Source organism: Microbacterium profundi (genome assembly GCF_000763375.1).
Classification (GTDB): domain Bacteria; phylum Actinomycetota; class Actinomycetes; order Actinomycetales; family Microbacteriaceae; genus Microbacterium; species Microbacterium profundi.
In genome coordinates, this window is record NZ_JPSY01000002.1 from 240,271 (window position 1) to 254,234 (window position 13,964).

General features: G+C 63.1%; 14 protein-coding genes. 9 read left to right on the forward strand and 5 right to left on the reverse strand.

Features of this window, described 5'->3' with window-relative positions; all coding sequences use genetic code 11:
* Positions 1–178: 178 nt before the first annotated feature.
* From JF52_RS0111685 to JF52_RS16555, 4 genes are all read right to left on the reverse strand, one after another.
* Positions 179–619: a hypothetical protein gene (locus JF52_RS0111685; RefSeq protein ID WP_033106752.1), complete on the reverse strand. Its 441-nt coding sequence runs from the start codon at positions 617–619 to the stop codon at positions 179–181.
* Between the two features lie 146 nt (positions 620–765).
* Positions 766–1,077 (reverse strand): hypothetical protein, encoded by a 312-nt coding sequence (locus tag JF52_RS17640; protein WP_033106753.1) that lies wholly within the window; start codon positions 1,075–1,077, stop codon positions 766–768.
* Positions 1,078–1,394: 317 nt separating this feature from the next.
* The gene (locus tag JF52_RS0111695) at positions 1,395–1,799 is read right to left on the reverse strand and encodes a hypothetical protein (RefSeq protein WP_033106754.1); all 405 of its coding nucleotides are present in this window, start codon (positions 1,797–1,799) and stop codon (positions 1,395–1,397) included.
* A 443-nt stretch (positions 1,800–2,242) separates the two neighbouring features.
* The gene (locus JF52_RS16555; protein WP_052167002.1) at positions 2,243–3,157 is read right to left on the reverse strand and encodes a hypothetical protein; all 915 of its coding nucleotides are present in this window, start codon (positions 3,155–3,157) and stop codon (positions 2,243–2,245) included.
* Between the two features lie 600 nt (positions 3,158–3,757).
* On the opposite strand from JF52_RS16555, the gene JF52_RS0111710 reads away from it, so the two are divergent.
* The 6 genes from JF52_RS0111710 (at position 3,758) to JF52_RS0111735 (ending at position 9,167) form a co-directional block, all read left to right on the forward strand.
* Positions 3,758–4,723, forward strand: coding sequence for a hypothetical protein (locus JF52_RS0111710; protein ID WP_033106756.1), 966 nt, complete (start codon positions 3,758–3,760; stop codon positions 4,721–4,723).
* Complete coding sequence (locus JF52_RS16990) at positions 4,713–5,582, forward strand: hypothetical protein (RefSeq protein WP_084595821.1); 870 nt, start codon at positions 4,713–4,715, stop codon at positions 5,580–5,582. Before JF52_RS0111710 ends, JF52_RS16990 begins: the two co-directional genes overlap by 11 nt.
* Positions 5,582–6,616 carry an ImmA/IrrE family metallo-endopeptidase gene (locus JF52_RS0111720; protein WP_033106758.1) on the forward strand — a complete coding sequence of 345 codons (1,035 nt, stop codon included), beginning with the start codon at positions 5,582–5,584 and terminating at the stop codon, positions 6,614–6,616. The genes JF52_RS16990 and JF52_RS0111720 overlap by 1 nt, the downstream gene beginning before the upstream one ends.
* A gap of 87 nt (positions 6,617–6,703) precedes the next feature.
* On the forward strand, positions 6,704–7,339 hold the full coding sequence (locus JF52_RS16560) for a multiubiquitin domain-containing protein (RefSeq protein ID WP_052167003.1): 636 nt from the start codon (positions 6,704–6,706) through the stop codon (positions 7,337–7,339).
* Positions 7,336–7,728: a hypothetical protein gene (locus JF52_RS0111730; protein WP_033106759.1), complete on the forward strand. Its 393-nt coding sequence runs from the start codon at positions 7,336–7,338 to the stop codon at positions 7,726–7,728. Before JF52_RS16560 ends, JF52_RS0111730 begins: the two co-directional genes overlap by 4 nt.
* Complete coding sequence (locus tag JF52_RS0111735; protein ID WP_033106760.1) at positions 7,710–9,167, forward strand: ThiF family adenylyltransferase; 1,458 nt, start codon at positions 7,710–7,712, stop codon at positions 9,165–9,167. The genes JF52_RS0111730 and JF52_RS0111735 overlap by 19 nt, the downstream gene beginning before the upstream one ends.
* A gap of 12 nt (positions 9,168–9,179) precedes the next feature.
* Here the strand turns inward: JF52_RS0111735 and JF52_RS0111740 are convergent, their stop codons facing one another.
* Entirely contained in the window at positions 9,180–9,860 is a 681-nt protein-coding gene (locus JF52_RS0111740; RefSeq protein WP_152594889.1) for a hypothetical protein, read from the reverse strand.
* A 116-nt stretch (positions 9,861–9,976) separates the two neighbouring features.
* Between JF52_RS0111740 and JF52_RS16565 the strand changes: the two genes are divergently transcribed.
* The 3 genes from JF52_RS16565 (at position 9,977) to JF52_RS0111755 (ending at position 13,809) form a co-directional block, all read left to right on the forward strand.
* Complete coding sequence (locus JF52_RS16565) at positions 9,977–10,738, forward strand: TnsA-like heteromeric transposase endonuclease subunit (RefSeq protein ID WP_160175060.1); 762 nt, start codon at positions 9,977–9,979, stop codon at positions 10,736–10,738.
* 129 nt (positions 10,739–10,867) lie between these two features.
* On the forward strand, positions 10,868–12,727 hold the full coding sequence (locus JF52_RS0111750) for a DDE-type integrase/transposase/recombinase (RefSeq protein ID WP_152594891.1): 1,860 nt from the start codon (positions 10,868–10,870) through the stop codon (positions 12,725–12,727).
* Entirely contained in the window at positions 12,724–13,809 is a 1,086-nt protein-coding gene (locus tag JF52_RS0111755; protein ID WP_033106763.1) for a TniB family NTP-binding protein, read from the forward strand. Before JF52_RS0111750 ends, JF52_RS0111755 begins: the two co-directional genes overlap by 4 nt.
* Positions 13,810–13,964 lie beyond the last annotated feature (155 nt).

Consider the following 13,964-nt stretch of genomic DNA (forward strand, 5'->3'; position numbering starts at 1 on the left):
CCAGCCCGTCAGACGCGACCCGGACGGTGCGACGACCACTACGCATCGGATCGACCCTCCCGTTCGAGTACTCCGAGCAGCAGCTCCACCGCCAGGTGCAGCTCGTCATACCCATGCATGTAGAACCGAGCATCCATGTCCGGCCAGGGGACATCGTCGACCCGTCCACAGCGAACCGCTAGGAGCTCCACGACCACGCGTCGTGTTTGGCTTCCAGGAGCACGTAGTCAAGTTGCCCCTCCCGCAACCGTTCGATACAGCTCGGCTCGTCAATGCCGTCAATGCCGTCGCTGCCGGGGAGCCGGGTGTTCAACCACTGCGCCCAGGTCCATCGCGATTCGGTCCCCGTACGAAGAGCACGGAGGACCTCAGGGAGCCCATCCACCACGGTTCCGTTCCAGAGCTGGAACTGCGGGTAGAGCAGCACGCCGTCCTCGGTGCGCAGTTCCAGCAGGTGAAGCGATGCGGCAGCCTCAACCACATGCGGCTCCGTCCAGCCGAGGGCGCGGGCAATCGACTGTGCCGTGTAGCACGGGCCGATGATGTCCGCCCACGGGTTCGGTTCGTCGCCGTCCGGTCGGGGCTCGTCGGGGTTCGGCGGGAGAGGGCTATCGCTCATCGTTGGCTCCTGTCTGCCAAGGGAGGCGCACGGCCTCAGCTAGACCATCTATACCCGGCTCGGCGCTCGGAAGCTATGGCTCACCGCGAACGAAGCGAGTGCCGCAGCGTGCTGAACAATCGCCCCGACGCATCGGCGAGTGCGGCTCAGCCGAAGCCAGAGGGGGACAGGTCGGCGGTTCTCCCGTCGATGCGCTGCTGCCGAACTTCTCCAACGAGCCGTTGGAGAATTGGGTGGGCACAGGGCGCGTGATGAACGTCTCGAGGAAGCCCGCGTAGGCTCGCCTCGTAGATGTACCGGGTCTGCTCCTCGGTCAGGCGGCCGCCTTCGATGCGGTTCGAGTGATACGCCAGCTGGATCTGCGTCAGGTGGTAGATCCCACCCTTGAGGCCCATCTCCCGTTGCTCCAGCAAGGCATCTGCGAAACGCCTCGCATCAATCACATGCTCACCTGGCATTTGATTCTCCGTCAACCGCCATCTCGACCAGGGCGGTGCGTCCCCTCGCGATCTCGGGGCACTCACCGTGGCCTCACGTTACCGCGCGAAGCTGTCGCCGACCGCGGAGAGCACCGCCCGCGGCTATCCTGAGCCGGTGGACACCGTCGATGGATTTGAGATCCAACCGAAGTGTCCTGAATGCGGCACGGTGCTCCGGGACGTGGCGCGTGGGTATGTCTGTGTGACGTGCAACGCCGCTTATCGAATCACGCGCTGGAGTCGGAGCGACCTGAGGCGCGGCCTTTGAAGTCTCCGTCCGCGCAGGTGCGGCCCGCTTACAGAATTCTGACGTCTCTGTCACGGAGAAGGAGTCCCTTCTCAAGAAACATCGGCGGTGTCTGGCGGCGAATGTATTCGCGGTACTCCGGCGTTGCCACTCCGTCGCCGTCCCAGAGCCATTCCCGTTCCAGCGGCGGGATCGCCTCCATCCACGGGACAGGTGGAAGCCCGCGCGTGTGGAGCGCGTAGGCGAGTCCGACCGCGAGAAGCGTGTCATATCGTTCGTCGCCCGTGGTGCCGGGGACATCGAGGACGCCAGCGGGGATAGCTCCAGGCGCGTTGATGACGCGGCCAAGAATCTCGGTGACGAGCCGGTCCGCGACCGTGATGTTGTTCTCGCGTAATGCGGTCGCAACCGCGGCGGCAGTCTTCGGAGCCGTAGGGAAGTGAGATGCAGTCATTTCGGTCCTTACTTCACACCCTGCCCTTGAGTCCGAGGGTCAGCTGTGGTGGAAGCTGATGATGATCGCGGGCACCGCGGCGACCGCGCCGACGTTGCGCTGAAACGAACGGATTGTGCAACGAGTCGTTGCACAATCACATTCACACCACAGGTGCGCCCCCGGGCGTGCGTCGTCCAGGAGAGCCCGCGGCACCTCGCGCTGCCTCTGCCAGGCTTCGAAGACCATCACCCCCACCCTCGAATCGCCGCGGTCGCGTGGATGTACATGGCCCATCTTCTCGCGGGGCCCGACATGCAGATCCGGCCGACGCCGTCTCGACGCAAATTGTCCAACAGGTCGTTGGACGATTGCAGCATCTCGGCAGGCAGACGGGCGCCACGCCTACTCGACGCGCAGCTCGTCCGGGGCAATAGCTCGTTCTCATGCGCGGGGGAGGGCGTCTACGGCTTCGTGGACGCGTCGCCTTCTAGGCGGCGCACGGTCTCAATGACCCGGAGCAGCTCCTCGGCCGGTGGGTCCGCGCGGTCGCCCCATTCTTTGCGCAGAAAGGCGATCTCAGCAAGGCCGAGGTTGCCCTCGTGCTGAGCGACTTCACTAGTGAGGATGCTCCCTAGAACGCTGTCCGGAGCCAACACCTCGTTGAGCGCACGCCTGTACTTCCGCCACCGCCGGTAGTTAGCTTCGGTTCCCCACCGCTCACGCCTGAACCGGTCGCGGCGGCGCCGGAACTGCAGCTGGCGATGCCGGCGAAGCTCCCGCTGACCGGCCTCCGTCGACGCGAGAGTGAGCCACTCGTTGAGAGTCTTGACGTCAGCCGCACTGATTCCAAGGGTGCGGTCAGGCACGATATACGCCCTCGTCAGCGCGCGGTCCACGGGACGGCGGCGCTGTTCAAACGGCAACTCGGGATACCGCACGGGCACGTCGTCCACCCACAACAACGGCCTTCCAGCCCAGTTGCTGCCGAGCTGGCGCGACTTCCACGCAGCTGAGGTCCGATCCCACCAGCCATCGTCCACAACACCCACCGGCAGCGGCGGCAGGCCCAGCACCGGCGCGAAGTACGTATTCGCGTGCGCCAACCACGTCGTCGCCCACACCACCTCGACCCCGCGATCAATCAAGCTGCGTATCCAGCCCGCCCCGATCCCCGAGAAACTATGAGTCTCCGTCCACTCATCAGGATCGTCCGGGCGCAGCATGGTGTGGTATTTCGTGGGATACGCCGCTCTACTCATAGTGATCTCCGCCGGGATGATGCCATCACGAAACTCCCTGCCGGGCTTCGCATTCGGCACACGCAGCACACCATCGACATCGACCGCGACCACTGGCGAGAGGTGCTGATCGGTCATCACGGCACCTCCTCACGGTCTACTCGAGTTCCTCTACGCCGAATGGCGCTCTCGTCGCTCTCTGGTTGGCGCCTTGGTGCGCGAAGGTCGGTCTCCGGCATCCGGAACGATACCTCCGCGCTCTGACATCCGGAACGCCTTTTCGGAAGGAGGTCATCGCCTAGCCAGGGGAATCGTGGCTCGACCGCTCTTCCGACCGGACATTCTCTGCATCAGAAAGCGTTCTCGCTCCCAGACCGATACGTCGCGGCACCGAGCGTTCCCAGAAGGCCGCGTGGTCAAGACTGCAGTGGTCACCGACGGCACGCGAGCGCTCTCGACAGGCACCCCAATCGATCTATCTGCGTAACGCTGAGGTGTTGACCTGGGTGCGTCTCGCGTCCGAGGCGGTTCGCGTTGAGGGTGTGCTGTCCGAGATCATTCAATGCGGGAGACATGCGAGACGCAGGAGCAGGCTTACCAGTGCGGCCGGCTACGCGGTCGAGATCGCGAACGCAGCGGGAATCGCCCAGCCACGTGCCGCGGTTTCGGTGAGTCACCGTCTAGGTTGAGACTGCGGCGAGGCCGTGCGCGACTGGGTGACGCGCGGAGGGGATATCTGTGGCGACCACACGCATCAAAGAAGAACTGCTCGCGAGCGGCCAACTCGGGCAGGCTGCATTCGAGATGATGACCGCTGTGTTCAAGTCGCTGGTGATGAAGTTCTCCGCGCTTCGCGAGCGGGAGACGGTTGAGGATCTCCGGAATGGCTTCTTCCTCGAGAAGGGGACCGGATACGTTCTCGCCATCAGGGCTGCTGAGGACGACGACGCTGCTGCCCGGATCACCTATGCCTGGGGCACGCGGTGGCTAGTCGATGAGTCCCGCAAGCTACCGTTCGGTGCCTTGCGGAATCGCCTGGAAAAACGGCTCGAACGATGCGATCTGTTCGACCCGTCTCGAGTGGCGCACCACTGGTTTCTCGCCGACGGCGACGACGAGAGCTACCCGTTCACCACCTCACAGCTGGAAGCCATCGCAGCCGCAGCGGACATCGAGATGCATCCGTGGGGAGAGGGTAATCTCCGGATCGGCAAGACCGGCGAACTCGAGCATCTGATACAGAGCTTGCTCGAGTGCGCTGGTCGTCTCCACGTCGCCGAGATCACCGTCATCTGTGGGAACCGATTCCCCCTCATACTGCAGCTGGGGGACGCGTCGGAGTCGACGGTGGAATCGAACTCCGGGATGCTGGAGAATAGCGCTCCCGACTCGGACTCCGTTTTCGTCACCGCCGAAATGATGCACGTCGACCGCCTCGCCTCCGCGATCTTCCCTCAGCTGACAGATGAAGAGGTGACGATATTCCGATTCTGGGGCGACGTGCCGCGCCTGGTTGAGGAGCTCAACCGTTCCCGGTCCAGCGTCTACAAGGCCATGGATAATGCTCGCCGGCGTCTGGTAGAACTCGCAGGCGGCGGTCACGAAGGGCGACAGATTATGTTGGCGTTGATGAGGCCGATTCTGGACAGATCGGCTTCTGTCCCGTCTACCCAGGACGAAAGGGAGGACACGCGTGCCATCTGACGCATCCGAGCGCTGGTTCGAACTCGCCGCTCAATTCGCGATTCCGCAGCTTCCTGTCGTCTCGCCGATCAGCGAGGTCGCACGGGGGCAGCTGTGGCAAGCGAGTTGGGCCGGCGCCGCAGCCATCGTGCTTGTAGACGAAATTGACGATGACGGTGCCCTCGCACACGTTCTACCGGTCAGCGTCGAAGCGGGAGTCGCGGATTCGACGACCGTCGTAGTGGAAGCCGACCAAAACGACCTCCATACCCCGCTGAGCGTATGGCCGACAGCTGGCAAATGGATCTCATACGCTGCACTTGATGCCTTACTGGAAACATTGATCCCCGCGGTATTGAATGCCGTCACTTCCTGGCGCGCGCAGTACTCCAGGATTGAGGACCCTGCTCCGGGTTCTGGAGCCGCACTAGCCGTCGATGAACTTTTCGATGCGGTTGCCACATTGGAGCGGGCTCCTCGATTGGAAGCGCCGAAGGCCGTCGCTGCCGGACGCAAGCTCGACATCGACCTGGGGCTTGTCATCGAGGCATTGGGGGTGACGCAATCGCGCGCCATGAACATCTTGAAGGGGCGTGAACCGCTGACCGACGATGAAGCCCAGTCCCTTAGCTCAGCTGCTGATACATCCCGTGATGTCATCCTCGCCGCGCTCGATCCTCTGCCGGAGGATCTCGTCCGCGAGCTCCAGGAACCGCGATGGCGCGACAGCGTCCGGCGGTGCGCTCTTGGCGGAGATGAAGAGCTTGGACGGACTCGACTCGGCTACACGATCTATCAACTCGCGGCACGCGAGCGAGGCAATGGGCGAGAGCTCTGGCGGCAACGACTCGAAGCCCACGTCGCGACAGAGGAGCGTTGATGCCTCGCTACCTCGACGGAACACGCGCGCAGGTCGAAGCCATGCGCGCCTCCTGGGAAGCTGACGGCGGATCCCTCGAGAAACTCACGCTGGACGCGTTCGAAGCTCTCGACAACCACCCCGACCTGACAATCCAACGCGTCGCCGAGTTCGTGCCCAAGGACTCGCAACTCGACTGCTCGGTTGCGGGCGGGTACCGCGACACGCCGCCAACTCTCGTCGTGACCGAGTCCATGTCCAGACGACGCCAGCAGTTCACCCTGCTGCACGAACTCGGGCACCACGTTCAACAGACGAACCTTGAGCTGGGGCGCCGCGTCGTGGGACATACGGACCCCACGGGGTTCGAGGACGCCTGCTGCGACGCGTTCGCTGCGAGCATCCTGCTTCCGGACGACATGGTCGACGACGCGAGTCGCCCTTTCGGCGGCCCGACGGCGCAGACAGCCGTCGAGCTGTTCGAACTCTCCAACGCCTCGCGCGCAGCCATCAGCGTGCGTCTCACGGAACGACTGAAAGGCTCCGGAGTCGTCACGGTGGTGAGCGAGGCCGGGGTTGTCACGTTCGCCGCGGCGCGGGGATCCATGTATCCACCGGCGCGGGGCAGCAATCAGAGCGAGAACCCTCTCATCCGTGCCGCTCTCGACGACACCGATTCGACGCGCGTCTGGTCGCGGGACGATGCGCGCATTTGGTACCTCACTGGTCACTCATCGAACCAGCTCTACGGTCAAGCAGCCTGGGCGGGAGACCGCCTGTTCGTGGTCATGGTCGAGGAGTCGGCACCGTGGAGGAGCTTCTCACCGCCCCGAGACTTCACCGCAACGCGGACGAGGAGTAAATGCGCGGACTGCGACACCTGCGGAACGAACTTCGAAGTGCGGATCTACTGCTTCACCTGCAGCCGACCGAAGTGTCCCGCTAGTCACTGCGCGTGTACGAAACCTGCCGAGATGACGTGCGACACCTGCTATCTCGTCAAGCACGTCAGTCAGTTCTTCGGCGACTCCACAACGTGCGTGGAGTGCTCGTAGTCAGGACGTGGGACAGATCGCGAGTTGTCCCGTCTATGTCTCTTGCGTGGGGATCGTCCCCACCACAGCAAGAGATTGGAGGCCATCATGGCCCCGACCGACTCCGTCCGCATCTTCATCGACAGCAAGCCCTTCGACACACCCAAGCGTCGCCTCACCGGTGCTCAGCTTCGCATGCTGACCGACCCGCCCGCCGACAACATCTGGCTCGACCTTCCTGACGCGCAGGACCATCCTATTGCCGACCAGGAAACCGTTGCGCTGACGCCCGGGATGCGGTTCTTCACCGACCAGGCGCGCACGATCTTCATTGACAAGATCCCATACCAGGTCCGGTCCGCCACACTCACCGAGGACCAGCTTCGTGCGGTGACGATCCCTCCGATTCCGGAAACGTACGGCGTCTGGAAGGACATTCCCGACGAGGTCGACGACCCCATCGGCGACGGTGAGATCGTCCCCATCGCCGAGGGCGACCGCTTCGTTACACGCGTCATCAAGATCCGCATCACCATCAACCGCCAGCCGGTCACGCTCGAAGGCCGCCAGCACACCGGCCAGTCCATCAAGGATGCCGCCATTGCTCAGGGCGTCACCATCGGCGCTGACTTCCTGCTCTCCCGCAAGAACGGCCAGAAGTTCAAGCCAGTCGGTGACGACGAGCAGATCCGCGTCAAGCGCGGCGATGAGTTCCGTGCCCTCGACGGGGATGACAACTCGTGAGCGTCACCGATGAAGTGCTGAACGCCATCGATGAGCTTCGCCACACGTTCTCCGACACCACGGTGACCTATGTAAGCGACGACCAGGGCGGTGCGTGGGTGACCATCGAGGAGGTTGGCCTCGGCTCGGCGTTCACCCCGTCCAACTCCTGGATGGCCTTCCAGATCACGCACCCGTACCCGGAGGCTGACGTGTACCCGCATTTCGTGCGCCCGGACATCGTCCGTGCGGATGGCGCTGCTCATGGGGAAGGCTTCGCGCTCGCGTCGTTCGGCCCCGACAACATCGCGGCGATGCAGCTGTCCCGCCGCAGCAACCGCCTCAACCCGGCGGTGGACACCGCGGCGACGAAGGCACTCAAGGTACTGCGATGGCTGGAGCAGCGATGAATGGCCGATGGTCAGTGACCATCACCGGGGAACAGTGGGATGCTCTTCATTCCCACCTGTTCCCCGGTGACGGGGATGAGCACGGCGCCGTCCTCCGGTGCGGCATAGCCCGGAGCGACCGCGGCAACCGTCTGCTCGTGCGAGACATCATCCCGGCCATCGACGGCACCGACTACGTTGCTGGCGACCGCGGCTACCGCAAGCTGACGGCCGAGTTCGTCGCCGACAACATCGACGTATGTGCTGATGAAGGCCTCGCCTACCTGGCCGTCCATAACCACGGCGGACGACAGAAGGTGGCGTTCTCTGACACCGACATGGCATCCCACGAGCGGGGTTATCCGGCGCTGCTCGACATTAACGGGGGAGCACCTGTCGGGGCGCTCGTGTTCGCTTCTGACGCCGTCGCCGGCGACATCTGGCTCGGTGACGGGCAGCGCGAGTCCATCACGCACCTGCGGGTGGTGGGTCGCCCTCAGATCACGCTCACCCCGGCGCCGGTCGTAGCGGCCCTCGCAGATCCGAACTTCGACCGCCAGACGCGCATCTTCGGCGACCGCGGGCAGGCCATTCTCGGAGGCTCCAAGGTCGCCGTCGTCGGGCTTGGCGGGGCAGGCTCCCTGGTCTCCGAGTATCTCGCGCGCCTCGGCGTGGGAGAGCTCATCCTGATCGACCCAGACAAGATCGACCCGACGAACCTGCCTCGTGTCGTGGGCGCTCGTCGCCGAGACGCACTGGCCTGGCTTCGGCACCCGGCCCGACCCTGGTTTCTTCGTCGGCTGGGCGACAGATTCGCAGCGCACAAGGTCAGTATCGCCGCCCGTGTGGCGAAGGAAGCTTCGTCAGCGATCCGCGTAACCGCTGTTCCGAGTTCGGTGATGGAACCGGAGGTCGCGGCGCTGCTCACCGACTGCGACCACATCTTCCTCGCGGCCGACTCTGCTCTCGCGCGACGGCTCGTAAACTCCGTCACGCACCAGTACCTGATCCCGAGCACGCAGATCGGCTCGAAGGTCAGCGCGAAGGACGGAATGATCACGGACATCTTCTCGGTGTCGCGGGCGAGCAGCCCCGGAAGCGGTTGTCTGCAGTGCAATGGACTGATCCCCGCGTGGAAGCTCACCGCCGAGGCCACCAGCCCTGAACAGCGCAAGCGCCAGCAGTACATCGACGACGATGCCGTACACGCACCGAGCGTCATCACGCTGAACGCGGTCGCCGCGTCCCGCGCCGTTGACGACTGGTTGATGTCCGTTGGGGGTGTCGTCGAGCTGGGCGCCCCAGCAGACCACTGGGTCAGCTACCACCCGCTCACCGGCGAGGTCGTCGAGATCGAACCTGGCAAGGAGGAGGACTGCTTCCAGTGTGGACCGAACCGCTTCGCGCTCGGCGATGGCAAGGAGCTACCGGTCGTACCGCCTTCCGGCAACGGCGGGTAGGTGTGGGGTGGGTCAACTAAGTTCGCCAAGACTCACGACCACGCGCTCGCCCGGCCGCACGCGGCCGGGCGAGCGCGGAGCCCCCTCCGGGGCTGCGGCCCACACGACTCGAGGGAACGCGCGCTGGACGACGGCGCGGCCGAGGAATGGATGAAGCGTCGACGGGTAGCGCGCCCCGGGTGTCCTCCGCGCCGGACTCGTGAGATCGCCTTCGAGGTCTGCCACGATGACGTCAGAAGGCGGGACCGCCGCAACGTCTTCTGGTTTGAGTAGTTCGTCCGCCCAGAGCGATCCATGAAGACCGTCTTGCTGGATCGCAGACGGACCCACGAAGGTCACCACCGCTCGCGAGGTTGAATGGGGTGGAGTCCACAAGCGAACGATGAGCCATACATGGGGCGCGACGGGATGCAGCCCAATTGTCAGGACCAGCGGGTGCCCTAGCGCGAGTCCGAGATCCGAATTGAAGCTGGCGAGGTGAACGCCAGAGTCGCGCAACTGGTCGGACGACGCCTGCACCCAGCGCTTCACCGTCTCGGGTCGCAGATCGTCGGTGGAGAAGCGCAAGAGCACGATGAGGTCGGCCCGAGCCCGCGTAGCGCATGCAATCAGCTCCGCCGTATCCGGAAGACCGCCAGCCGCATTGAACACCACCACCGCCGTGTCTATCTTAATCGTCGATCCGGCTATCATCTTACGCACAATGGCTAATATAATAGCCGGGCTTTTTTGTCCTCAACAGGGTCTTGTCTGTGGCAACCAGTGGGAGTATGCCTAGACGGGAACACTCTTCAATTTGGACGGCGATGATGACGACCAAGACGACTGATGGCCTCCTGCGGCCAGCAAATGTGCGAGCGGACTCGCTAGTCGTGCGCGAACCCATTGACGGTGTACGGAGATTCACTGCGCGCGACGCCCTGACAACAGTTGACTTGGTGCGCGGCGCGCAGTGGAGCAAGCCGAGACGAGATCACTGGCAGAGGAATCGTCCAGGGATGTACTTCTTCGCGAGCACCCGTCGCCATGTGTCCTACGAGTCGCTTGAGGAGCACTCGCTTCTTCTCATACTCGACCACTCCCAGACGGTCGCTGCAATCCTTGCTCAGCCGTTCAAGCTGTTCTTCATCCGAAATGGCGAGCGATTGAACCACGTACCTGACGATCTATCCGTCCATCACGACGGCGAGCAGTGCGTGTGGGACGTGCGGCCCTATGACCGCATCGACGGAAGCCTCACGCGTAAGGCGGCGCTCACTCGCGAGTTCTGTCGTGACGCCGGATTCACCTACCGGGTGTTCGATGGCATCTCCAAGATCACGAGGGGGAGCCTGGAGTTTCTGCACGCTTACTCGGACGCCAGGCGGTACGCGCCAGATCCCGCTGCTGCTGAGAGCCTCCGCGACGTATTCGAGGGCGGCTCGACGCTCCGCCTCGCCATCAGCATGCTTGACGCGTCGCCGCGTGAGGTGCGCATGTGGGTGTACCACATGCTCTGGATGCGAACGCTGTCCTTCGACCATGACCGGCCGCTCTCGGACGCCCGCGTGCTCGAGTGGCAGGAGGCATAGCGCATGCCTGTGTATCGCTTCATCCGACTGGGCGACGTCGTCGTCTACGAGGGGCTCGAGTTCGAGGTCGTCGAGGTGAACGGTTCACGTGTGACGCTCCGCGGGCACAATCATTTTGGTCGTCGAAGCGTGCTCGTCTCGGAGCTCATAGACGACATCGAATTGGTCGGGCGCGTGCCGTACGTCGCGAGGCCGGAGATGACCCTGCGTGACGCCGGCATCACCGGAGAAGACGCGCGGAAGGCGCACGTTTGGCACGACCTGATGTGTCTTTTGGAAACCGGACGAGACTCGCGTGCGCTTCCAGATGACCCGATCAATCCGGAGTTCGATCCTGAACTGCCGAAAGCGATCCGGGTTGCGAACGGCAGGGAGTACCTGCTTCGGCGAGGCATCGTGGTGGACGCGGACCGCACCGTCTACAACAAGGAAGCGAAATGGCGTGCAGATCGGTCGCTGATAAGCCTCGTCGACGGACGAAAGCTCGGGCATCCCAAAGCAGGGGAACGAATGCCGGCCATGTTCCGCGAGAAGTTGGAGGTCGTGCTCAAGGCACACTGGGAGACACCGGACATCAGCGACAAGCATCTGCTCCACGAAGCCCGCGAGCTTGTGAAGGGCGAGGACCCAGACTTCGAGCTCAAGCATTACTCCACACAGATGGCCTACCTGAACATCGTCAAAGAGCAAATGCACTGGCGGAGCTCTGCGCGAGGGCGGCAGACCGCGTCCAGAAGGAGAGGTGAGAGTTTCGGCGTCATCCGGGCGAGCAGACCTGGAGAGTTCGTTCACGCCGACACGACGAAGCTCGCCTGTTACATGCTTGACGAGGATAATCAGCGGGTCCGGTATGAGCTTTCGATCCTGCTCGATGTCTACAGCACAGCAGTTCTTTCATTCGCGCTCGCCCGCACGACAACGGCGAAGACGATTGTTCGAATGCTCGCCCGAGCATCGTTTCCCGCGTCTGTGAGGCCGTACGGGCGCGCCATAGCCGAGTTGATGGAGTCCACCGCCTCCGAGCATGAGGGTCTCGCCGCGCTTGTGACCGCATGGGACCCCGACACCGACCCGGCGCCTTTCGTAGCAATCGAGACGCTCGTTGTCGACAACGGACTGCCTTACATCGCTCACCTGACCCACGACGTCGCCGAGGCGCTCGGGTGCGGCATGCGATACTCGCGAGCGTACTCGCCCGAGGACAAAGCCACGGTCGAGAAGGCACTCAAGGACATCGAACAGCGGCTGCTGCAGATCATGCCCGGGTTCACCGGGGGAAGCGTCGAGCACCGCGGCACGATACCGGACTCTGATCTGCTTCCCCACGTCGTCATGGTGCAACTCCTTCAGGACTTCTTTGACGCGGTCTGGGCGAACACACAGAGCCGCGGGCTCTGGGATTCGTTGGCACGCGACGAGATCTTGACGCCGAATCAGGTGCTTCTGACCGCGACCGCTATCGCTCCATCGCTCCCAGTCCCGGACATCGCGGAGAACTACATTCGGCTGCTGAGGTCGGACTTTCGGATCGTTCAGCACTACGGCATCGACCACGCGAAGATGGTGTTTGACTCCGATGACCTCCTGATGTTCCATGGGCAGCCGTCAGGCGACGCGAAGCACGGACAGAAGTATCTCGTGAAGTGGGACCCCGATTACCCCACAGCCCTGTGGGTCATGAATCCGCGATCCAAGAACTGGATATTGGTGCCGTGGAAGCGGATCGGTGACTATCAGCGACCGTTTGCACGAGAGCTGCTCCGTGGGGCCGGGGCGAAGAACGAGGACGTCGTCAGCGACGACGTGCTTGCGACCAAAGAGATCGTCGCGCGCTTCGACCGGTATCGAACTCCGGCTTCACCGAAGCCGAAGAAACGGAAGGCGGCCGCGTCTTCGAAGCGCGCCCCAGCACGGCAACCGACACCGCGGATGAGCGCCGGACCTGAAGGTATTCGGCTGATGCGACACGATGAAGAGATCGACCTGTGAGCGTGTTCAAGAACCGGGTCGCGGCTCCGCTCACGAGCCGCGAGGGACTCGAGCACTTCTATCGAGAGCAATTCGAGCTTCGCCAGCCGGAACCACTATCACCGACCCAGTTCAAGAGGATGAGCACGAAGCACCGAGCTGAAGAGAACGAGCGTCGCATCCGTTTCATCCATCACGGTCTGACTGTAGGGACCCCGGTCGTCACCGAAGCCGCAAAGCGTCTGAGCGCGCTGAACGTTCACAACCGCGAAACACTCCTGGACAAGCTCGGCCTTGGGCTCAGCGGATCCCCTTACCTCGGAAAGACCCACATTCTCTTCGAGCTCGCCCGCTATACAGCGAACCGTCTCTATAGAGATGTGCCGGATTTTATCGAGTTAGAAATGGTCCCGTGCGTCATTATCACGGTGCCATCACCGACCACCTCAAAAGGGGTCCTGCAGGAAATGATGAACTTCTTCGGCTTCGACTTCAATCAGGGGTACACCGAAAGCAAGTTGCGCTCTGTTCTCATACCCGCGATGAACGAGCACGGAACGAGGATCGTCGCGTTCGACGAAGCGCACAACATGGCGCGAGGCGGACCCACGCAGCGTGAGTCGACGAAGAACATGGTGAGAAAGGTCGTTCAGGACGTCATCGCGACACCTCTGTTCGCGGGTATTCAACTGCAGCAGAACGGGCTGTTCACTGGGATCTCGGGTAGCCAACTCAGCACTCGTACACAGATGCTCAACCTTGTTCCGTTCTCTGCTGCGACGGAGAACGACCGGAACCTGTTCCTGAGTACTCTGGATCTTTTCGAGGGCGGGATCCCGCTATCGGGGAATGAACCCGGAACGCTCCGCAGCCTCGCTCCCTACCTGTACAACCGCTCGGGAGGGATCATGGGCGAGCTCTCGAATACCTTGAGGACCGCGGCTGTGATGCTCATCAACAGAGGGGACGTTGTCCGCTTCGGCGGCGAACAGTTCACAGAAGAGCTCTTCGAGCAGATCCCGCTGGGCGCCGCTGCGCAGGCGAGAAAAGATTTCATCGACGAGGAAGACGAACTGGACTGGCCACTATGGCCAAGTGAGTGACGGACAACGATGTCCCCGGTTACGCCGCTCACGCTCATGTTGCTGCGCGACCCGTCCAGATGGCGACTCCCGTTCAAAGCGCGGTATCACGCGGGGGAGACCTTCGGCAGCTTCTTCGACCGCCTGAGGCGCGCCAACTACTGCGAGTTCGTCGC